Annotated in this window: 13 protein-coding genes, 2 tRNA genes and 2 rRNA genes; 4 read left to right on the top strand and 13 right to left on the bottom strand. The window is 50.0% G+C overall.

The genetic code is table 11. The features are described from left to right. Positions 1-68: 68 nt before the first annotated feature. The 11 genes from ACZ45B_RS06695 to ruvB all read right to left on the bottom strand — a co-directional run bounded on the left by ACZ45B_RS06695 (position 69) and on the right by ruvB (position 14,508). Positions 69-2,891 (bottom strand): 23S ribosomal RNA (locus ACZ45B_RS06695). A gap of 199 nt (positions 2,892-3,090) precedes the next feature. After that, positions 3,091-3,166 (bottom strand) — tRNA-Ala (locus ACZ45B_RS06690). Positions 3,167-3,205: 39 nt separating this feature from the next. Next, positions 3,206-3,279, bottom strand: a tRNA-Ile gene (locus tag ACZ45B_RS06685). Between the two features lie 121 nt (positions 3,280-3,400). Continuing rightward, positions 3,401-4,891, bottom strand: a 16S ribosomal RNA gene (locus tag ACZ45B_RS06680). Together the 16S and 23S rRNA genes with 2 tRNA genes alongside form the textbook arrangement of a ribosomal RNA operon. Positions 4,892-5,367: 476 nt before the next feature. Further along, positions 5,368-6,813, bottom strand: a complete 1,446-nt coding sequence (gene gltX / locus ACZ45B_RS06675; RefSeq protein ID WP_024546214.1) for a glutamate--tRNA ligase — start codon at positions 6,811-6,813, stop codon at positions 5,368-5,370. A 163-nt stretch (positions 6,814-6,976) separates the two neighbouring features. Then, entirely contained in the window at positions 6,977-7,189 is a 213-nt protein-coding gene (locus ACZ45B_RS06670) for a photosystem I reaction center subunit IV (protein WP_024546215.1), read from the bottom strand. Between the two features lie 169 nt (positions 7,190-7,358). After that, positions 7,359-8,846 (bottom strand): site-2 protease family protein, encoded by a 1,488-nt coding sequence (locus ACZ45B_RS06665; protein WP_024546216.1) that lies wholly within the window; start codon positions 8,844-8,846, stop codon positions 7,359-7,361. Between the two features lie 157 nt (positions 8,847-9,003). After that, the gene (locus ACZ45B_RS06660; protein ID WP_081699667.1) at positions 9,004-10,803 is read right to left on the bottom strand and encodes an ABC transporter ATP-binding protein; all 1,800 of its coding nucleotides are present in this window, start codon (positions 10,801-10,803) and stop codon (positions 9,004-9,006) included. A gap of 57 nt (positions 10,804-10,860) precedes the next feature. Then, positions 10,861-12,330, bottom strand: a complete 1,470-nt coding sequence (locus ACZ45B_RS06655; RefSeq protein WP_024546218.1) for a sulfotransferase family protein — start codon at positions 12,328-12,330, stop codon at positions 10,861-10,863. Between the two features lie 10 nt (positions 12,331-12,340). Then, a complete protein-coding gene (locus tag ACZ45B_RS06650) occupies positions 12,341-13,231 on the bottom strand; it encodes a sulfotransferase (RefSeq protein ID WP_024546219.1) in 891 nt (296 codons plus the stop codon). Between the two features lie 173 nt (positions 13,232-13,404). Beyond that, positions 13,405-14,508 carry a Holliday junction branch migration DNA helicase RuvB gene (gene ruvB, locus ACZ45B_RS06645; protein ID WP_464675018.1) on the bottom strand — a complete coding sequence of 368 codons (1,104 nt, stop codon included), beginning with the start codon at positions 14,506-14,508 and terminating at the stop codon, positions 13,405-13,407. 226 nt (positions 14,509-14,734) lie between these two features. On the opposite strand from ruvB, the gene ACZ45B_RS06640 reads away from it, so the two are divergent. After that, positions 14,735-15,937 carry a sugar phosphate nucleotidyltransferase gene (locus tag ACZ45B_RS06640; protein ID WP_024546220.1) on the top strand — a complete coding sequence of 401 codons (1,203 nt, stop codon included), beginning with the start codon at positions 14,735-14,737 and terminating at the stop codon, positions 15,935-15,937. A gap of 17 nt (positions 15,938-15,954) precedes the next feature. On the opposite strand, the gene ACZ45B_RS06635 is transcribed toward ACZ45B_RS06640, so the two are convergent. Beyond that, the gene (locus tag ACZ45B_RS06635; RefSeq protein ID WP_024546221.1) at positions 15,955-17,409 is read right to left on the bottom strand and encodes an ankyrin repeat domain-containing protein; all 1,455 of its coding nucleotides are present in this window, start codon (positions 17,407-17,409) and stop codon (positions 15,955-15,957) included. 156 nt (positions 17,410-17,565) lie between these two features. Here ACZ45B_RS06635 and ACZ45B_RS06630 point away from each other — a divergent pair, with 156 nt between their 5' ends. Further along, entirely contained in the window at positions 17,566-18,036 is a 471-nt protein-coding gene (locus ACZ45B_RS06630) for a DUF4079 domain-containing protein (RefSeq protein WP_024546222.1), read from the top strand. Here ACZ45B_RS06630 and ACZ45B_RS06625 read toward each other — a convergent pair. Beyond that, the gene (locus ACZ45B_RS06625; protein ID WP_024546223.1) at positions 18,020-18,799 is read right to left on the bottom strand and encodes a DUF1997 domain-containing protein; all 780 of its coding nucleotides are present in this window, start codon (positions 18,797-18,799) and stop codon (positions 18,020-18,022) included. The genes ACZ45B_RS06630 and ACZ45B_RS06625 overlap by 17 nt on opposite strands. A gap of 145 nt (positions 18,800-18,944) precedes the next feature. Between ACZ45B_RS06625 and ACZ45B_RS06620 the strand changes: the two genes are divergently transcribed. Both ACZ45B_RS06620 and ACZ45B_RS06615 read left to right on the top strand, forming a co-directional pair. Beyond that, positions 18,945-19,607 carry an SDR family oxidoreductase gene (locus ACZ45B_RS06620; RefSeq protein ID WP_024546224.1) on the top strand — a complete coding sequence of 221 codons (663 nt, stop codon included), beginning with the start codon at positions 18,945-18,947 and terminating at the stop codon, positions 19,605-19,607. Between the two features lie 145 nt (positions 19,608-19,752). Next, positions 19,753-21,726, top strand: a complete 1,974-nt coding sequence (locus ACZ45B_RS06615; protein WP_024546225.1) for a DICT sensory domain-containing protein — start codon at positions 19,753-19,755, stop codon at positions 21,724-21,726. The last annotated feature ends 244 nt before the right edge of the window (positions 21,727-21,970 follow it).

The raw sequence follows: 21,970 nt of genomic DNA, 5'->3' as shown, positions 1-21,970 counted from the left end.
TGTGTATTCACACCCTCAAGACTGTACAAAATCTCTATTAGTTTATCGAAATCTTTCGTCTAACCATCAAGGACAAGCCCTCGGTCTGTTAGGACATCTCGGCTTCACATGTTGCCACGCTTCCACCTAATGCCTATTAACGGGTGTTCTTCCCGTGACCTTACTGGATTAACTCCATGAGAGCACTCATCTTGAGGTGGGCTTCCCACTTAGATGCTTTCAGCGGTTATCCGCTCCGCACTTGGCTACCCTGCGTTTACCGTTGGCACGATAACAGGTACACCAGCGGTGCGTCCTTCCCGGTCCTCTCGTACTAAGGAAGAATCCTCTCAATGCTCTTGCGCCTGCACCGGATATGGACCGAACTGTCTCACGACGTTCTGAACCCAGCTCACGTACCGCTTTAATGGGCGAACAGCCCAACCCTTGGGACCTACTTCAGCCCCAGGTTGCGATGAGCCGACATCGAGGTGCCAAACCTCCCCGTCGATGTGAACTCTTGGGGGAGATCAGCCTGTTATCCCTAGAGTAACTTTTATCCGTTGAGCGACGGCCCTTCCACGCAGCGCCGTCGGATCACTAAAACCGACTTTCGTCCCTGCTTGACTTGTAAGTCTCGCAGTCAAGCTTCCTTATGCTTTTGCACTCAATGGCTGATTTCCAACCAGCCTGAGGAAACCTTTGTGCGCCTCCGTTATCATTTAGGAGGCGACCGCCCCAGTCAAACTGCCCACCTGATACTGTCCTTTCACCGGATTCACGGTTTAAAGTTAGAATTCTAGCCTTGTTAGAGTGGTATCTCACCATTGACTCCATTACCCCCACAAGGGTAATCTCAACGTCTCCCACCTATCCTGCGCAAACAAAGCCCGAACCCAATACCAAGCTACAGTAAAGCTTCATAGGGTCTTTCTGTCCAGGTGCAGGTAGTCCGTATCTTCACAGACAATCCTATTTCGCCGAGCCTCTCTCCGAGACAGTGCCCAGATCGTTACGCCTTTCGTGCGGGTCGGAACTTACCCGACAAGGAATTTCGCTACCTTAGGACCGTTATAGTTACGGCCGCCGTTCACCGGGGCTTCAGTCGTCAGCTTCGCCGAAGCTAACCAACTTCCTTAACCTTCCGGCACTGGGCAGGCGTCAGCCCCTATACATCCTCTTACGAGTTGGCAGAGACCTGTGTTTTTGGTAAACAGTCGCCTGGGCCTCTTCACTGCGACCAGCTCTCGCTGGCACTCCTTATCCCAAAGTTACGGAGCAATTTTGCCGAGTTCCTTAGAGAGAGTTACCTCGCGCCCCTCGGTATACTCTACCACCCCACCTGTGTCGGTTTCGGGTACGGGTCCTATGCTTTCAACACACAACTAGCTTTTCTAGGCACTATCCTTAACTACGCGGAAACCGTGGTTTCCTCCCAATCCATTCAGGGTGTAGCTATCTTTCATGCGTCATAGTTGTGCTCCCACATAAGAGTTGAGGAATATTAACCTCATGTCCATCGACTACGCCTTTCGGCCTCGCCTTAGGTCCCGACTAACCCTCCGCGGACGAGCCTTCCGGAGGAACCCTTGGGGTTTCGGGGTATGTGATTCTCACACATATTTTCGCTACTTAAGCCGACATTCTCACTTCTATACAGTCCACACCTGCTTGCCGCTAATGCTTCACACCATATAGAACGCTCCCCTACCGATAGTATCGATAGATATTATCCCGCAGCTTCGGTAACTTGCTTAGCCCCGTTCATTTTCGGCGCAGGAGCGCTTGACCAGTGAGCTATTACGCACTCTTTCAAGGATTGCTGCTTCTAGGCAAACCTCCTGGTTGTCTATGCACTCCCACCTCCTTTATCACTTAGCAAGTATTTTGGGACCTTAGCTGGCGGTCTGGGCTGTTTCCCTCTCGACGATGAAGCTTATCCCCCACCGTCTTACTGGTTGCTTTTTATACAGTATTCTTAGTTTGTCTCACTTTGGTACCGCTCTCGCAGCCCGCAGCGAAACAGTGCTTTACCCCTGTATAAGCTTTATCAACCGCTGCGCCTAAACACATTTCGGGGAGAACCAGCTAGCTCCGGGTTCGATTGGCATTTCACCCCTAACCACAGCTCATCCGCTCCTTTTTCAACAGAAGTCGGTTCGGACCTCCACTTGGTATTACCCAAGCTTCATCCTGGCCATGGTTAGATCACCCGGGTTCGGGTCTACAAACTGTGACTAACGCCCTATTCAGACTCGTTTTCACTTTGGCTTCGGCTTTTCACCTTAACCTGCCACAGCCTGTAAGTCGCCGGCTCATTCTTCAACAGGCACACGGTCAGACGTTGAATCGTCCTCCCATTGCTTGTAGGCTAACGGTTTCATGTTCTATTTCACTCCCCTCCCGGGGTTCTTTTCACCTTTCCCTCGCGGTACTTTTACACTATCGGTCACACAGTAGTATTTAGCCTTACGAGGTGGTCCTCGCTGATTCAACCGGAATTTCACGTGCTCCGGCCTACTCGGGATACAGTTAGGCTACTTTGATTTTCGATTACAGGACTTTCACCTTCTCTGGTGTAGCTTTCAACTACTTCATCTAATCTCTATAGTCCACATTACTGTCCCACAACCCCAACCACCTAAGCAGTTGGTTTAGGCTCTTCCCGCTTCGCTCGCCGCTACTAAGGGAATCGATTTTTCTTTCTCTTCCTTCAGCTACTAAGATGTTTCAATTCGCTGAGTTGGCTCATACCATCCTATATATTCAGATGGCTGTATTAAGGGTTGCCCCATTCGGAAATCTCCGGCTCAATGCTCGCTTCCAGCTCCCCGGAGTGTATCGTCGGTAACCACGTCCTTCTTCGCCTCTGTGTGCCTAGGTATCCACCGTTAGCCCTTTGTAGCTTGACCTTTTTAAGGTCAGACTGGCTATTTTGGATTGTTTGTACTTTTCGTACTTTCCTACCTAGCAATTTCGACTATCTAATATTATTTTGTACAGTTTTCAAGGTGCTTTGCTGAAATCTCTTTCAGCATTCAACAACATCTAATACTTGCTTTCCAAGCTATGGTGTTGATGCTAAATTCGTTTCATTATTTTTCGGGGTCTTGGTGGAGGTAAGCGGACTCGAACCGCTGACATCCTGCTTGCAAAGCAGGCGCTCTACCAACTGAGCTATACCCCCATTGACATCAACAATTGATGATTACCAACGGTTGATAAGTGGGCCATCCTGGACTTGAACCAGGGACCTCACCCTTATCAGGGGTGCGCTCTAACCACCTGAGCTAATAGCCCATTTCCACGAACCTAAATTTGAAAGTGACTTCCGTTTCTCCCCCTCGCACGACCTTCGAGATGACCTTACTGCGTTCTATTTGCTGATTGCTTTCAAACTTCAGTAGGTTAGGTCTCCCTAAAAGGAGGTGATCCAGCCACACCTTCCGGTACGGCTACCTTGTTACGACTTCACCCCAGTCACTAGCACTGCCTTCGGCGCCCTCCTCCGCGAACGGTTAGAGTAACGACTTCGGGCATTGCCAGCTTCCATGGTGTGACGGGCGGTGTGTACAAGGCCCGGGAACGGATTCACCGCAGTATGCTGACCTGCGATTACTAGCGATTCCTCCTTCATGCAGGCGAGTTGCAGCCTGCAATCTGAACTGAGGCCGGGTTTGATGAGATTCGCTTGCCCTCGCGGGGTTGCTGCCCTTTGTCCCGACCATTGTAGTACGTGTGTAGCCCAAAATGTAAGGGGCATGATGACTTGACGTCATCCCCACCTTCCTCCGAGTTGTCCCCGGCAGTCTCCCTAGAGTGCCCAACTTAATGCTGGCAACTAAGGACGAGGGTTGCGCTCGTTGCGGGACTTAACCCAACATCTCACGACACGAGCTGACGACAGCCATGCACCACCTGTCTCCATGTTCCCGAAGGCACTCCCGCCTCTCGGCAGGATTCATGGGATGTCAAATCTTGGTAAGGTTCTTCGCGTTGCATCGAATTAAACCACATACTCCACCGCTTGTGCGGGCCCCCGTCAATTCCTTTGAGTTTCACACTTGCGTGCGTACTCCCCAGGCGGGATACTTAACGCGTTAGCTTCGGCACTGTCCGGGTCGATACAGACAACGCCTAGTATCCATCGTTTACGGCCAAGACTACAGGGGTATCTAATCCCTTTCGCTACCTTGGCTTTCGTCCCTCAGTGTCAGTTACGGTCCAGTAGAGCGCTTTCGCCACCGGTGTTCTTCCCAATATCTACGCATTTCACCGCTACACTGGGAATTCCCTCTACCCCTACCGCACTCTAGTTCAACAGTTTCCACCGCCTCTCCGCAGTTAAGCTGCGGGCTTTGACAGCAGACTTGCTGAACCACCTACGGACTCTTTACGCCCAATAATTCCGGATAACGCTTGCACCCTCCGTATTACCGCGGCTGCTGGCACGGAGTTAGCCGGTGCTTATTCCTCAAGTACCGTCATTTTGTTCTTCCTTGAGAAAAGAGGTTTACAATCCAAAGACCTTCCTCCCTCACGCGGTATTGCTCCGTCAGGCTTTCGCCCATTGCGGAAAATTCCCCACTGCTGCCTCCCGTAGGAGTCTGGGCCGTGTCTCAGTCCCAGTGTGGCTGCTCATCCTCTCAGACCAGCTACTGATCGTCGCCTTGGTAGGCTCTTACCCCACCAACTAGCTAATCAGACGCGAGCTCATCTTCAGGCCAAAAAAGATTTCACCTCTCGGCATATCGGGTATTAGCAGTCGTTTCCAACTGTTGTCCCCGTCCTGAAGGCAGATTCTCACGCGTTACTCACCCGTCCGCCACTAAGTCCGAAGACTTCGTTCGACTTGCATGTGTTAGGCATACCGCCAGCGTTCATCCTGAGCCAGGATCAAACTCTCCATAGTAGATTCGTTACTCATTCCCTAAGGAACTTTCATTCACCTTTTTAAGAGATATTTTTTTAAGGCTCTCTTTATCCTTAACTAAGCTCCTCGGTATCGATTGTTTCAATCTCAACCGACTCACTTGTTATAATCTTGTTAAAACAAGGGGGCGGATAGTCACTTTCAAATTCTATTTATTTGTCTCGGTTCGGGGCGGCGGTTCAGTGCGTCTCTCTCAACCGCGCTTAACTATATTAACCAGACATCCTGGAGATGTCAACACCTTTTTTAAAAGTTTTTTCCTTCTTGATAAAGAAAATGCTTGGAACACAAGCGGGGTAAGGGCTTGAGTGATAAAAGTTTTTTGGAATCGCCCGGGCATAACGCTCCATAGAACACCTGAATATACAAAATTAGTAACTATGTATCGCCTACTGAAATTAATAAACCTCCCATGCACAGGAGGTTTACATCGTTATTGGGTGTTGATTAGGGCGTTAAATGGTGGCGATCGCCTGACTGAGTCTCTCTATATCCCAGCCCTTTTGGTGGAGGAGTACCCAGGACTGCATGAGATCGGGGCCTTGAAGCTCACCCATCAGACCAGCGCGCATCGATTTCATTACAACGCCTTTTTTGACGCCGTGGGCTTTTGTGACTTGGTTGAGAAGCTCTTTGGCAATGTCAAGGTCAAACTCAGCCTTAGCTTGAATCTGTTGCAGGACTTCCTGAAGAATAGCCTTAACGCCTTCAGTTTGGAGCTGAGTTGTCGCTTTTTCATCGAAAGTGATGGTGTTCCCAAAAAGAAGACGGGTTTCTTGGGTGACATCCACTAAACGGGTCAAACTAGGCGCGACTAAAGTAACTAGGGACTCTAACCAGGGGCGATCGCCCAAATAATCGCCATACCCTGCTGCTTGTAAATAGGGAATTAAAAGGTCGGTCAATTCGGGGATTGCCATGTGATGGAGATATTGGGCATTGATCCAGTCGAGCTTATCCCAATCGAATTTCGCCCCTGCTTTATTCACCCGTTCTAGGGAAAACTCTTTAGCTGCTTCGGCAAGGGTGAAGATTTCTTGGGTGGAGTCGGTCGGTGTCCAACCAAGCAAGCTCATGTAATTAGCGATCGCCTGGGGCAGAAAACCCATCTGGCGGAAATCATCAATAGAAGTCACTCCATCCCGCTTCGAGAGCTTACGGCCATCTTTATTCAAGATCAAAGGCGTATGGGCAAATTCTGGTACCGCTGCCCCGAGCGCTTCGTAGAGCAAAATCTGTTTTGCAGTGTTTGCAATGTGATCTTCGCCGCGAATCACATGGGAAATCTGCATATCGATATCATCGACCACCACCGCTAAATTGTAGAGCGGCTGACCAAAGGGCTCATCCCCTTCCGGTGTGCGGGCGATTACCATATCACCCCCCAAATCACTCCCTTTCCAAGTCATATTGCCCCGGATGAGATCTTTCCAGAGGATTTGCTGATCGTCATCAATCTTGAAACGAATCACTGGCTTGCGACCCTGGGCGGCAAATTCTGCCCGTTCAGCATCACTCAAATTGCGGTGACGGTTGTCGTAGCGGGGCGCTTGATTATTGGCCTTTTGCTGTTCCCGCATCGCTTCCAGTTCCTCAGGGGTACAGTAGCAACGGTAAGCCAATCCTTTATCTAAAAGTGTTTGAATCGCGGCTTTATATTGATCAAGGCGTTGGGTTTGGAAAAAAGGACCCTCATCCCAAGTGAGGCCGAGCCACTCTAGGCCTGTTTTGATATTCTCTGTGTATTCGGGTTTGGAGCGCTCTAAGTCTGTATCTTCAACGCGGAGAATGAAGGTGCCGCCACAGTGACGGGCAAATAACCAGTTAAAAACGGCAGTCCGGGCGGTGCCGATATGCAAATTTCCGGTGGGGCTGGGGGCAATACGAACGCGAACTGTCACAGGGTTAATCCTTTCTGCTATGGGTGTGCTGGCTATTTTCCCATTGTCGCTGAGAAATTTAAAAGGCCAAACAAAAAACACCGCCTCCGGGGAAACGATGTTTAAGGGAACAAGGAATTGTTGCGTAAAGAAATCAAAGGGGGAAAGCTGACTTGGGCTTTCTTTATTTGACGACTTCTAGTTCATGCTCAGCAAAATTGTTGGTGTTTAAGCCACCAGCGCTACCACTAAAGCCGTTGTAGTTGACTTTGTCGAAACGAACAATCACGGGGTAGATGACGCCGCTCTTGTCAACGCTGGCAACGGTCCCAACGTCGCCATACCAGTAGGATTCTTTGCGGAGGATTTTTACTTTGGAGCCACGTTCGATAGCCATAACTTGTGTTCCTTATAAAGTGATTGATTACTAAAAGCTTGTAAATAGACTTTAGATAACAGCCTACTATCGGATAGGGATTTTCAGGCGATCGCAGTGTTTAAGTTTTATTGCGAGGTATGCCCTCAGAAGTAGGCAAAATTGTGGAAATTTTCGGTATCGGACAGCTTTAGGCGCCAATTCCTAACTGGCCTGCCAGACTGGGGCTGAGAGGAATCAGGGTAATCAACATCAAAAAGAGCGCAACTAAGGCCAGGACTGCCCTAGTATCGTTTGGCTCAAGGAGCTCATTCAGGCTGGGACGCTCGGCTTCCCGTTGCAAAAAAATAATGATTAAGGCCCAATACAGGGGAATTGGATTGGCGGGGTTGAACAGAGCAATTAATCCTAAAACAATGAGAGTGGCGATCGTCGTGCGACGGGCAGTTTTCCGCCCATAGATCGCCTGGATGATACGGCCACCATCAAGACAGCCGGCAGGGAGTAGATTTAGGGCAGTAATCACCAGGCCTAACCAACCCAAAACCGTAAGGGGGTGAATAGCGACAAGGGTTTGTTGTAGACCATCTCCCAAGAGGAAACGGGCTAGGGTTCCTACCAAAATTGAGCCTTGGAAAAATTGACTAGGGATTTGAAAAAGACTGTTGGGGTTGGATAGTCCCAAGCCGATAATCAATAGGATCAAAGAGAATACTCCCCCTGCTGCTGGCCCCGCAAAGGCAATGTCAAAGAGGGCGGTACGATTGGGAAGCAGCGATTCAAAGCGAGTAATTGCCCCAAAGGAGGCAATTTGCCAGTTGGGTAAAAAGAAGGGAATACTGAGCTTGACAGTGTGTTTCTGGCTGGCCCACCAGTGGCCAAGTTCATGGACGCCTAGAATGAGCCACATCCCAAGGCTGAGGGGCACAACTTCGGTATAACGCTGCCAGTTACTAAAAAGATCAAAGCCTTTGAGAACACCGATCGCCTCAAGGGTCGTCACTAGGGTAGCGACAAAGAGGGCGAGGGCAATATTTTTCTGGGCGAGAGTCGTGGCTTTAGGGTCATTGCGGCTGGGAAGAATAACAACTACGGGTTTTCCTTCGGGATCTTCGACCAAAAATAGGCGGTATTTATCCCCCAGGCGATCGCCTAATTTTTCGGTGAGTTTATGGTGTGCTTCTTCGGGATCACCCCGGAGGTTCCCTTTAAAAATGGCCCCTTCTTGGTAAGGAATGGCTTCCGTTGAAAAAAATGTATCGATGCCAAAAATACCTTTAATGGTTTGGAGATCTTCAACGTTGATGGGTTGAAGATCAGGCTCTAGGGCTTGTTCTACGGAACTGGCTTGTTCCTGGGTTACCTCAGTCTGAAGCCGTTCAAGGGCTTGTTTGCGAATCAGTTCCGCCTGGCCTGCTTCCCGCCGGAGATTTCCTAAATAAATATAAGCGCCAGCTGAAGCCACGAGGATCAAGACAACGCCAATGAGATTAAGGCTTATCCCCAGCAAAACACAGGCGAGTAGAAGAAACCAAGGGGCTGTAATCGCGAGGGATTGCCCCCAGGCTAACCGCCCCAATTGTCCCGCTTTTTGCGATCGCCGATAGCCCCAGCCAATGACCCCCAAGGTAGCGATCAAAAGAACTATCAATGCCGAGGTTTCCGGAGAAAAAGCCATAGTGAATATGTGAATAAATAATTTGCTTAGGTGAATTTTGAGCGTTGGGAGTTAAGAGCTTTTCCCATTCTAAAAGGATTCCTGATGACCCTGTGTACCCCCTACGGCGATCACCAGACAATCAAGTCATTTCCTGGAGTATGTTTTGGCGATCAAGTTAAAGGTCGTAGCTCGAAGACTGCAGTGTAAACATCTGGGCGTAGAGGCCCTGATGGTTCATCAATTCCTGGTGGCTGCCGATTTCACGAATTTGTCCTCCTTCTAACACCACAATCCGGTCTGCCATGCGCACCGTTGAAAACCGATGACTGACAAGGAACGTGATTTTCCCCGCTGCCAGTTGCCGGAAGCGCTGGAACAGATCGTATTCGGCGATCGCATCAAGGGCCGCCGTCGGTTCATCCAAAATCAAAATTTGGGCATCACTCATAAATGCCCGCGCTAAACCCACCTTTTGCCACTGTCCCCCCGATAATTCTCGCCCCTCAGGAAAAATTTTTCCCAACATCGTCTGATAGCCCCCGTCAAAATCGCGAATCATTTCATCGGCCCCTGCCGCAATCCCTGCTTGGCGGATGCGTGCCAAATCATCGTGAAATTTGATATTGCCAAAACCGATATTCTCCGCCACAGTCAAATGGTACCGAGCAAAATCCTGAAAAATAATGCCGACATTTTGTCGCAATGTCGCCAGATCAAAATCCTGTAACGGAATCCCATCAACGGTAATCTCTCCCGCTGTCACATCATAAAACCGCGTCAATAACTTTAATAACGTTGTTTTACCCGCCCCATTCACTCCGACCAGGGCAATACTTTCCCCGGGATAGATCGTTAAATCTAATCCCGTCAAACTCGCCTTTTGTGACCCAGGATAGGTAAAACTGACCGCTTTTAACTCTAGGCCCTGCTGAATTTTTGAAGGAAACGGTTGGGGGCGATCGCAATTTTTGACATAGGGTTCGAGGTCTAAAAAATCAAAAAATTGACCGACAAACAGATTTACCTCATACAAGCTGGCGATATCCTCTAGCATCCCTTGGACAGATCCTTGGGCTTGCCGAAAGGCGCCGGCATACATTGTCAGAGAGCCGATCGTAATTTGAGCCTGGAGAGTTTGCACCACAATCCAGCTATAGGTGAGGTAGAATCCCAGCTTCGCCAAGAGATTGGCACTACTGCGGGCAAGGGCTTGACGGGCAGAGAGCTGCTCTACTTCTTGGTTAAACACAAACTTAACGTCATACCATCGCTTCAGGAGATGGTCAGTGAGGTTAAACAGACGAATTTCCTTAGCAAAATCTTGATGGGTGAGGATTCGCTGTAAATAATCAGCAAAGCGGCCACTTTGGGTTTGGCGACGCAGTACCTTAAAACGTTTACCCGAAAATTTCACTCCAATTAAAAAAGCAGGAATAGAAGTAAATAGCAGCAATAACGTTGCCAAGGGGCTAAAGCTCAACATCAGCCCGGCCAGGGTGAGCAGCTTGACGCTGTGGCCGAGGAAGCTGGTGAAACTAGCTAGGGCGCGGACCGGGTAAGTGCTACCACTTTGTTGGGCGCGACTGAGGAGATCATAAAATTCTGGAATTTCGTAGTGGGCAAGGTCCAGGCGGGTCGCTTGGCGCAGCAGGAGATTACTCGCATAGAGGTTAAAGCGATCGCTTAATACTTGGCCACCATAGGTTGCGAGTTCCTTCAGACCGTCGGTGATGAGGGTCAGGGCTAAGGTCAGGGCGACGAGAATAAATACCCCAGACCATTGGCTAGAGGGTTGGCCAATGGTAGCCAGAATCTGGTCAATGGTCAGTTTGCCAACGTAAAGTTGTAGGGCCGGCAGTAGGGAAGCGCCCAGGGTGGTGAGCAAAGAAATGATCAAAAATGGGGGGCTTGCCGACCAGACTAAACGCAGCAACCGGGGTGTAGTAGCCAATACCGCAAAAAAGCGTAATTTCACGGGTTGCATTCCAGAGGGGAGAGGAATGGGGGTAGAAACCTACTCCCCATTGAGGGATTAAACCGGGAGGGATGTATCAATAACCTTGGCCTCAGCGTTAAGCAGCGACTTTAACAGGGATTGTTTTTTGATGTAAGGGAAGGGTTGTTCAAGGGGATCTAACCCCAGGAAGGGACAGAGTTTTTCCCAACCTTCCCCAGCCCCAATGTTTAGCACCAGGAGTGATTCTGGGCGATCGCCAAAATAATCTAAGACATTTTTGTAGTGCAGATCATAAACATAGGACATTCGTTCGCGGTTAAATTCGTAGCAGCCATAGACAGTGCTGCGCAGAAACCGGCGGATGTGCAGGTGGATTTCCTTTTCAATTTGGTTTGTTTCACTAAAAGCCGGCCGATTAAACCAGTGTTTTTCCAGGGAAGTGAGCCAACTTTCCTTATCTCGAATGGTAAGGATAAATTTGCTACCCGGGAAAAGTTGATCCAGTTGGGGATAAAAAGCAGACACTGTAATATCAGTGATCGCATCAAAATGCTCTAGAAGCGAAAAGCGATAATTTCCCTCGGTGAGTTCCCGTAGGGTGGTTTCATCTTCAGGATAGTGAATTGCCTTCAACCCCAAAACATGGAGGGCACTGGTGAGGCTTTTTGTACCGGTGCGGCTGAGGCCAATGCCAAAAATTTTATGGGGAGAGCGGGGTTTTGCTGGGGGTTCGAGGGTGCCGCCCCCCACCTGTACCAACTGCCATGACCAGATTTTGCGAGCTTGATCATCGATCTCGGCCGGAGAGATCTCGGGCTGAGTCGGCACATCTAATTGGGCGATCGCCTCAGTGGCAATTTCTGGAAGCCGGACAATATAATCATCAATTTCCGTCGGCGTTGCCTGGAGGGGAACAGCTGCCGCCGTCTGGGCGATCGCCAACTGAGCAATCCGAAAATCCATATCCCCAGGATGGCGCTCCCAGTAACGTTGTGCCGCTTCTAATTCCCGCCGATTTTCCTCCGTGCGGCTCCGCAGCTCCCGCAGCGCCATCTTTGCATAGACATGTTCATAGGACTGGAAATAATCATGGAGAATTCGAAAACTCTTAAAGTGTTTATTTGCTTTCAAGCGAGAAAGCGCCATCGATCGTAGCCGCGATTCAGGACGCAGGACATATTTTTCATCATTTTGCGGCGGCTGTAACTGCTGCATTGCCCGCACCACATCCACCCGCGTGATGTGCACCCCTTGGTGAATATGTCCCCGGAATTTATCCAAAACATAACAATCTACATAGGGAAAATCATTGCGCTGCAAGAAGCCATGCATATCTTCCATAATCAAACAATCCGCATCCATGAACACGATAAAATCGCAGTCATAATCAATCTCTAACATCCTCTGCACCGCTGCAGAAAAAGGACGGACATTTTCAATGAGATGAACTTGATGCGGTTGAATTTGCTGGATTGCTAAATCTAAAGCCAGATCACTGGTACGCTCGCCAATGGTGCGAAAAACGAGGTCGATTTTTTTGGTCATTGCAATTTACTTAAAGGGTGGCCGGAGGCCAGACGAAGGATTGATTAAGATCACCCACCAACTGAGTGAAGCGGCTTTGTTGTTCGTCGGAAAGTTCCGTTTGCCAACGCAAATCCAAGGCGATTTCAGCGTTGTGGGTTTGGTAATAGTGGCGATTGAGAGCTGACATTCGGGTCAAGAACTTTTGCCCTGTTTGGGTACGGGCTTGCTGTTGGCCTTGGGCCACCAGATATTGGGTACCATTGTTTCCCCCCAGGACGTGGTATTCAGCATTGCCAAAATTGCGCATTTCCGGTTCATAGACAATCCCTAGAAATTCGCAGAGCCTTGCTAGGACAATGTCGGTATCGAGGGCGAGTTCTTCGTAATGGAGGATTAACTTGGGGCCGGTGAATTCTTCAAAAAGCACTTGGGTCTGCTGAATTTTTTCGCGCCATTGCTGGATGATTTGGCTTAGATCCCGCTCTGGATATTTTCGGCGGTAGGAATTCACGACGCCGCGCCCATCCCGCTGGAGAAAAATCAGATAAGGTTGAGCAGTCATTTTGGCGATCGCCTGGCGCTGCTGCCGAATCCAATTGACCCCCGAACTGGAGTCAATCATCAGGGTTTGATGTCGTTGTTGTTTACGCCAGAGCTGTTGGGCGAGTTGTTCGTAAAGATCAAGTTCTGGTGTCAGATCTAGGTCGCCCCAGATGGGACAGTCAGGGCCACAGAATTTACAGAAGCGTTTATGGGCCGGGGCATTTTTTTTGTGCAGGTAGAGGCTTTTTTTCCCTTCTCCACAAAAAAAACTACTAGAGTGGTTACCAAGTAGCAGTCCGAGTAACGTTGACCCGGAGTGCCCTGTTCCCCCAATGAAGCAGACTTTTTGGTTAATTCGTCGGGATGGTTGCTGCAAAGATGTTAGGCGGGGTAGGGTGATGATTTTTTTGATAATTTTATCAATGTATTCACTAAATACAATAGCTGGGAATCAGCGCTAGGACTGCACATGGGGGTCTTTTGCTACACCGATAAAATCTGTAGAGGTTGACGGGCGATCGCCACTGCTTCTGATGGCCGATTTTGGGTTCAGGACAGAAAATCCAATTGGGTTGGGGTTGTAGCATCTGATGAATCTACTTGTAAATGTTGACGGGCGATCGCTGTAACCACTCGGCCCCGGGGAGTACGGTTCAAAAAACCAATTTGCAGGAGGTAAGGTTCATAAACTTCTTCTACCGTTTTGCTATCTTCTCCCGTCGCGGCGGCGATCGCCTCTAAGCCCGCTGGTCCACCCCCAAAATGGTTGATCATCGTCGTCAAAATGAGGCGATCAGTCCAATCCAAGCCCAACGGATCGACATTGTACAAATCCATCGCTGTTGCAGCCACTGCTTGGGTAATTTCAGGACAATTTTTGACTTGGGCAAAGTCCCGAATCCGCCGCAAGAGACGATTGGCAATCCGAGGGGTCCCCCGAGCACGACGGGCGATTTCAAGGGTTCCTTCAGGGGTGATCGGCTGATTTAAAATCGCCGCACTCCGCGTCACGATCGCCACCAATTCATCCACCTCATAAAATCGCAGCCGTTGAATCAGACCAAAGCGATCGCGCAGGGGCGACGTCAACGATCCCACCTTAGTAGTCGCCCCGATTAACGTAAAGGGCTTTAACGGAATACTCCTCGTCCGCGCACTGGTTCCCTTGCCAATGGTCACATCTAGTCGTCCATCCTCCATCGCCGGATAGAGCAATTCCTCCGCCATCCGATTCAGACGGTGAATTTCATCGATAAATAGAATATCGCCCGCTTCCAACGCCACCAACAAACCACTAATATCGCGGGGACGTTCAAGGGCTGGCGCCGCCGTAATTTTGCACTTCACGCCCATTTCTGCCGCCAAAATTAACGCCATCGTCGTTTTACCCAAACCAGGGGGACCATACAACAACAGATGATCAAGCGGTTCCTTTCTTGCTTTCGCGGCGGCGATCGCAATGCCTAGAACTTCCTTTAAATCCCTTTGTCCCAGATAGTCCGCCAATTGCTGCGGGCGAATCCGATCCTCGACAATACTTTGAGCCTGTTCGTCGGGAAGGGCTTGACTGCTGGTTAAAGGATCCCGCGCCGATCCCATCGGGTTACTTTTTTTTGGCGGGGGGCAATCCCCCTGGCTGCGTTTAATCGCCATTACGTTCTAACTAACTAAACAAACTAAAACAATTGTTCTTTTATTTGCTCCCTATCCTAAACCGATTTTTTCTAAAACTTCGAAGTTACCGCCCAACCATCCCCAAAAACAGACCAATGGAGAGATTTAGCCACCGTCGCACCTTTCGGTAGAATAAGTACCAATTCACCCAGAGTGTCATTGCATCTAGTATTAAGTAACCCATCGTTTGAGGACGAGACTATTCATGAAAGCCATGATTCTGGCAGCTGGTAAAGGAACAAGGGTCCGCCCGATCACCTACACCATTCCAAAGCCTTTGATTCCGATTTTGCAAAAACCTGTGATGGAATTTTTGCTCGATCTCCTCGCCCAGCATGGCTTCGACCAGATTATGGTGAATGTCAGTCACCTCGCCCACGAAATTGAAGGCTATTTCAAGGATGGGCAACGCTACGGCGTTCATCTTGCCTATTCCTTTGAGGGCAATATCAAGGATGGCGAATTGCAAGGGAAGGCCCTGGGTTCAGCGGGTGGCATTCGTAAAATCCAAGATTTTAATCCGTTTTTTGACGATACCTTCGTGGTGCTTTGTGGGGATGCATTGATCGACCTTGACCTCACTGCGGCGGTGCAGTGGCATAAAGAAAAAGGGGCGATCGCCACCGTGATCACCAAATCTGTCCCCAGGGAAGATGTCTCCAGCTATGGCGTCGTTGTTACCGATGACAATGACCGCATCCTGAGCTTCCAAGAAAAACCCAGTGTCGAAGAAGCCCTCAGCACCAAGATCAACTCAGGGATCTATATTTTCGAGCCAGAAGTCATTGATTTTATTCCCCCCGATTGTGAATTCGACATTGGGGGAGAACTGTTCCCAAAACTTGTTGCGGCCAATGCTCCTTTTTATGCCCTCGAAATGGATTTTGAATGGGTAGATATTGGCAAGGTCCCCGATTATTGGCTGGCAATTCAACATGTTCTCCAGGGCAAAGTCAAAAATGTTCCGATTCCTGGCATCGAAGTTAAGCCAGGCGTTTACACTGGGCTCAATGTGGCGGTGAACTGGGACAAAGTGGATATCCAAGGTCCGGTTTATATTGGCGGCATGACCCGCATCGAAGATGGCGCCAAAATTGTCGGCCCCACGATGATTGGTCCTAGCTGCTGGATCTGTGCTGGAGCAACGGTGGAAAGCAGCGTTATCTTCGAATATTCTCGTCTTGGTTCTGGAGTTCGCCTCAAGGATAAACTTGTTTTTGGGCGCTATTGCGTCGACAAAACTGGGGCCACCATCGATCTACAAAAAACAGCCCTCGATTGGTGGATTACCGATGCGCGCCATGCCAATCCACCAAGCATTCCGGTACAAAATTTCCATGCTGCGGAGTCATTAGAAATTGAGGAATTTTTAAATAATCCACTCTTGATCAATGACTTGCCATCTTGATCGTCTCTTTGCTTTTACTAAGCACCAGCGGCTTGGAGTAGGGCGCTTACTCGATGGCACTGGTTGAATTGTGCGATTTTGAGGGCGGTATCGCCCCGTTTATTCCGGGCATGGAGATCAAGGTCTGGACACCGTTCAAGGAGGAGCTGCACCACGCCATGGTAGTCCCGGTGGGCTGCCCACATCAGGGCTGTGGCTTGGTTTTGATCGGTGATATTAGCATCGGCTCCAGCATTTAAGAGCATTTCGATCAGGGCAGTGTAACCGCGATCTGCTGCTTCCATGAGCAGGGTTTTTCCGTTGGGAAGCCGTTCATTCGGATTACTACCCCGGGCGAGAAAAAGGGCGAAGAGATCAACTTTCCCTTGGTTGAAGGCGACGAGGAGAGCATTTTCTCCTTCATTACGGTAGTGGAGGTCGGCCCCGTGGTCGAGGAGTAGTTTGGCAATCGCCCCGTGGCCTTGGTAAGCGGCAATCAGTAGTGGCGTATCCCCCTGATGGTTGGGGAGATTAGCGATCGCCCCCTGTTCCAGGAGATATTGAACAATTTCTGTATGACCTTCGAGGGTCGCTAGGTGGAGGGCTGTATCTCCAGCCTCGTCAGTACCATTTAGTGCCAATTGATGACCCAATAAATATTGCACTAATTCGAGGTTGCCCGCAGCAGCGGCCAGGGAGAGCATCAGCGGCTGTTCATGCTCAGCGCCCGCTTGGATCAAGCGCTTCGTGAGGTCTAAATTGCCCTGTTCAATGGCAAAGATCAAGGCGGTGTCGTTATTGAGATCCGTGGGGTTCACCGCCGCCCCAGCCACCAGCAACATTTCGACAATGTCCTCATAACCAGAAATGACCGCGTGCATGAGGGGAGTTTTACCATCGATACCAGGGAGGTTAACGTTAATCCCTGCTTTGAGCAACACCTCTACGCAGGCGATCGCCCCCTCTGACACTGCCACCGTCATTGCCCCTAAACCTTGATAGGGATTAGCGCGATGGTCGAGTAATTTTTGAACAACGGCGGGGTGTCGGCCTTGAATCGCTAAATTCAAAGCTGTATCTCCATCAAAGTCTTCGCCATTGACCATGGCTCCGGCTTGCAGAAGAATATCAACGATGGCGATCGCCCCCCGATAGGCCGCCACCATTAACGCCGTACTCCCATCTTCGTTGCTCGCATTCGGATCAGCTCCCGCTGCGATGAGCAATGACAAAACCGTTTCCTGTCGGGCCGCTGCCGCCACCATCAAGGCTGTGAGGCCATATTTTCCCCGCAGTTCTAAATCTGCCCCATGGGTAAGACAGAGTTTGACAAGATCGACAGACCCGGAGCGACAGGCATACATCAAAGGACTCGTGCGATCGCCATCTAAAATGTTGACCATGCCCCCCTGGGAGAGCAAAGCCGCAACCCGATCCAGATCTTGGTGGCGAATCGCTTGAAACAACTGGGTTTGGTCTGCTGAGGCTGTCATTGCAAAACGTACAATAAAAACTGATTTCTATTGTAGGAGTTTCCCCAGTGGATACTGTGCCACGGAACCTAGGCTCAGGGGATTATTTCCATTTGTTTGGGAATCAGTTAAGTTTTATAAAGATTCGCACCACCCTGCACCCAGGAGAAAACACCCATGAATTTTGAAATTCCAGAATCTATCAAAGTCTGGTCCCAATTTGGTCACCCTATTTTAATGTGGGTCTTATTCGGGCTATGTATCTACGCGATGTACCTCGGCATTCAAATCCGTCGCATCCGCAGCGCTGACAAAGAAGTCCGGAAAGAACTCATCAAAAAACAATTCAACTTTAAACACCATCAAATTGGCTCCCTCTTACTCTCGCTTATGGTCTTAGGGACAATCGGGGGGATGGCTGTCACGTATATTAACAATGGCAAATTGTTTGTCAGCCCCCACTTGCTCGTCGGTTTAGGGATGACGGGCTTGATCGCCGTATCTGCTTCTTTGGTTCCCTTTATGCAACGGGGCAATGATTTCGCCCGCATCACACATATTGGTCTGAATACCCTTTTGGTTGCCCTGTTTGGTTGGCAAGCGGTGAGTGGTATGGATATTGTGACCAAAATTATTGGCCGTCTGTAGGTACAGTCCAGGCAAAGTTTTCGGAGGGGACAGGGGCACTGTCCTCTTTTTCGGTTTCAGGGGGGACGATTTCTGGGTCGCGAATTAAGGTACAGGCCCGGCCAGTTTTCGTGGGGAGGGGCAAATTGAGGCAGTCATGGAAATCTTGCTGCACTTTGAAAGTGAGGCGTGGTGAGACTTGGGAAATAATTGTTGATAGGAGGCGATCGCCTGTGGATTTTAGTAAGCCCTGGGGTAACTTGTAGATAAACTTAGGAAACTGCACCAGTACCTGCAAATTTAACTCCCAATTGACCTGGGTAATCACGGGGGGCATCGGGCGATCGCCTAACATTTTCCGCGCTTGGGTATCCGTAGCCAGCACCTGATCCCAGGGGAGATGGTCTAAGCACATCACCGCATCATAATCGATGGCATAACCCTGGGGCTGTCCTTCCGGGAGGGGGACATTGTACATCCGATAAGCATTGTCCACAGGGGGCTCAAAGACAACGGCCAGCCTGGGTTCAACCTCATAGCCAAAGTTTCCAAATCGACCCACCGTCAAAATATAGCCATTGTCTGTAAAAGGTTCTACCTGCATCGGTTTAGCACAACGGTGAAACCATCCCCCGTGGCGAGCGAGGTATTCCGCCACAGCCTCTAGGGGGGCATACATCTGCATAATGCCCCGGTAGTGGGTCACAAAATGCATCGGGGGTGTTTCAGAATTGAAAACATCACCAAACGCCGTCGAGGAGCCAGACGATTCCACAGGATTCATAGGATCACTATCAAGACAAGACACAAACTTGTTGTACCTAAGATCATGCCTGCTTTTCTGTAAAGTTGCATCCCAAGGGATGGGAATTCCGCATAATAATTATCAATTCCAGGTAAATCCCTATTTTTTTGTAAGAGGTGAATTTGTGAAAGTTTTAGTAGCTGGTGCAACGGGAGAAACAGGACGGCGCGTTGTTGAAACCCTTGTGGCTCAAAATATTCCGGTGCGGGCAATGGTACGAGATCTCAACCGGGCCAAGGAGCTGTTGCCCGCTGAAGCAGAATTGGTGGTCGCCGATCTGCTCGATAGAAAGTCACTCCCGGGGGCGATCGCCGATTGTGATCACATCATTTGTGCAGCGGCGGCGCGGCCGAGTTTAAATATTGCTGGATTTTTCCAGGTAGACTATGTCGGCACAAAAGCACTGATCGATGCTGCCGTTGCCCAAGGGGTTCAACAGTTCGTCCTCGTCACGTCCCTCTGTGTTTCCAAATTTTTCCATCCCCTAAATTTATTTGGCCTGGTGCTGTTCTGGAAAAAGCAAACCGAAGCCTATCTCATCGGCAGTCCTCTCAATTACACAATTATTCGTCCCGGTGGTCTGAATACCGAAGCCCAAGCCCCCTTGGTTTTAGGCAAAGCTGACACCCTCTTTGAAGGGCGTATTCCGCGGCAGCAGGTAGCTGAACTGTGTGTGGCATCCCTTGGGCATCCGCAAGCCCAGCACTCTATCATCGAAGCGGTGACGGCTCCCGATGCCCCGGTTCAGCCAATTCCCGAACTTATCAGCGCTTTGGCGTCGGCCTAATCGTGCCCCAAAATCCAGGGGCTTTTTGGGGGTGAAATCCCGCAGAAAATTGATCAATCCTAGTCAATCAAGGATAATCTAGGGGATTCTTCCGGCCCACCATTCGTAGAAGGCGACTATTCTTCTAGGGGAAAAACATTTCTCAATGAGTATTCAAACCTCGGTTGTCAACCAGTTATTTGAAGCCGTTCCCCAGGGGCGATCGCAACTCTATTTCAAATCTTCCTTGACGGCCCTCTCCCATGCGATGGAAGATCAAATTCTGGCGGGCCAAGATTCCCCTTTGGTGATCGCCAGCTTTCAGCAGGAGAGATATTACCGTCAAGAAGCGGCCCGTTACCGACGCATTGCCGAGAAATCTGACCAGGTTTATGTGCTCGCTGCCCCAGAAACCGAGTTTGCCAATGCCTCCGATGGCTACGAAAAAGTCGCCTTTGAGCCCGATGACGCCCTCAGCGAAGAATGGCATTTGGTGGTGATTGGGGAAAATTTTGCCAGTTGCCTCCTCTGCCGCGAAAAACACAACAACTCTGAACAGGGAGACCACTTCGCCGACAATGCCCGGCGCTTCGAGGGAATTTGGACAGAAGACAGACAAATCACCGAAAAAGCTGCGGCCCTACTCCTTGATCGCATTGCCAAATATCGCCCAGAACTCAAAAAGAAGATCAAAACCGCCAAAAAAACCTATCTATCCTACGGGGTCACGGATCTCACAAACCATCAGCCCAATGCGGCGGCGGATCCCTTTGTACAACGGCTCGTGAACTATCTCCAGGCGGGCCAATATAAAATCCTCAAGGCGAATCGCTCCCTCGCGAACAAGGAACAAAAGGAACGTTTGATCAATACAGTCACGGCGGCGATCCGGCGATCGCTTGACACTGAAGATATCCTCCAACTGGCCGTCGAAAAATTGGGGGAAGGTCTCGGTGTATGCCGTTGTATTATTTACCGCTGCGACGAAGCGGACGAACAGGCCCAGATTCAGCATGAATTTCTCCATGGCGACCAAATTTCCATTAAGGGTCAAAGTTGGCCCCTCAAACACAATCCCCTATTTCAGGAGGTAGTGGCCCTCGGGGAACCCCTCGGCATCGACAACACAGAACAGGACCCCTACTTTATCAAAGATGGCTTAGAAACGCTCTCAAAAACCTGTTCAATCGTTTCTTGGCTCCTAGTTCCTGTGCTCTATCAAGGGCGGCTGATCGGGATGATCGAGCTGCACCACTGCAACCCTGAGGCGATCCACTGGAAAGAAGAAGACATTGCCCTCGTCGGGGCGATCGCCGTCCAGGTAGGAGTGGCCCTGATCCAAGCCGAAGCCTATAACAACCTCGAAGACCTCAACGAACAACTCGCCGCCCTCGACCGCACCCGCTCTAACTTGGTTGCCATCACAGGTCACGAGCTACGTACTCCCCTCTCCACCATTCAGGTGTGTCTAGAGAGCCTGGCTAACGAACCAGATATGCCCGAAGAATTGCGCCAGGTGATGCTAGATACCGCTCTCCAGGATGCGGAACGACTACGAACTTTGGTACAGGATTTCCTCACCCTTTCGCAATTGGAAAGTGGCCGGGTCGATTGGAACATCGAACCCCTGATGCTCTACGAATGTGTAGAGCTGGCCATCAGCCATGTGCGCGCCAAACGCTACCAGAGTAGCGGTGGCCAGTCTTTGCCCCAACTAATTAACCATGTATCGCCAGATCTGCCCCTTGTCCAGGCAGATGGGGAGTGGCTCGTAGAAGTGATCGCGAAACTTCTGGATAACGCCTGCAAATTTACCGATGAAAAAGCCGGAGAAGTGGCGATCGCCATCACCGCCGAAGAGCCCCAGAGGTTTACCGTCAGTATCATTGACAATGGCCGGGGTATCGAACCCAAACGCCTAGAAACCGTCTTTGATCGCTTTTACCAAGAGGAAGGTGCTCTGCGGCGGAGTGCCGGGGGAACAGGCCTAGGCCTCGCCATCTGTCGCCAAATTGTCACTGCCTGGGGCGGGACGATTTGGGCCGAATCCAAAGGAAAAAATCAAGGCAGTCAGTTTTCCTTTACAGTGCCCCTTTTTGAGGAAGCCGAGCCCACAAAAGCCAGCTCGAAACGCACCTAAACATTGCGTTTTATAAATATTTCCAACTAAATATCAGCCCTAACCCTTGGGCAAAAAAGAGCGCAGGACAATAAGAATATAGGGAAATTTCATCAGGAACATTCCCACCCCCGTGGACTCTTAGATTGAAGTCCCAAGGAGGCTTTATGTTAAGCACCTATTTCTTCCCCGATAGCACCCTCTACGTTTTGGCGAAACTGCTCGTTCTTGCCCTGGTTTTATTACTCTGGCTGACGGTGAAGTC

The sequence above is a fragment of the Picosynechococcus sp. NKBG15041c genome, from assembly GCF_055380235.1.
The sequence above is the reverse complement of the archived record's forward strand: the minus strand, read 5'-3'. Positions and strand labels throughout refer to the sequence as shown.

Excerpts from the sequence above, each read along its gene's own strand:
- ACZ45B_RS06670 (WP_024546215.1), bottom strand. The coding sequence starts at position 7,189 with ATGGCTATCGAACGTGGCTCCAAAGTAAAAATCCTCCGCAAAGAATCC.
- ACZ45B_RS06665 (WP_024546216.1), bottom strand. The coding sequence starts at position 8,846 with ATGGCTTTTTCTCCGGAAACCTCGGCATTGATAGTTCTTTTGATCGCT.
- ACZ45B_RS06655 (WP_024546218.1), bottom strand. The coding sequence starts at position 12,330 with ATGACCAAAAAAATCGACCTCGTTTTTCGCACCATTGGCGAGCGTACC.
- ruvB (WP_464675018.1), bottom strand. The coding sequence starts at position 14,508 with ATGGCGATTAAACGCAGCCAGGGGGATTGCCCCCCGCCAAAAAAAAGT.
- ACZ45B_RS06640 (WP_024546220.1), top strand. The coding sequence starts at position 14,735 with ATGAAAGCCATGATTCTGGCAGCTGGTAAAGGAACAAGGGTCCGCCCG.
- ACZ45B_RS06635 (WP_024546221.1), bottom strand. The coding sequence starts at position 17,409 with ATGACAGCCTCAGCAGACCAAACCCAGTTGTTTCAAGCGATTCGCCAC.
- ACZ45B_RS06630 (WP_024546222.1), top strand. The coding sequence starts at position 17,566 with ATGAATTTTGAAATTCCAGAATCTATCAAAGTCTGGTCCCAATTTGGT.
- ACZ45B_RS06625 (WP_024546223.1), bottom strand. The coding sequence starts at position 18,799 with ATGAATCCTGTGGAATCGTCTGGCTCCTCGACGGCGTTTGGTGATGTT.
- ACZ45B_RS06615 (WP_024546225.1), top strand. The coding sequence starts at position 19,753 with ATGAGTATTCAAACCTCGGTTGTCAACCAGTTATTTGAAGCCGTTCCC.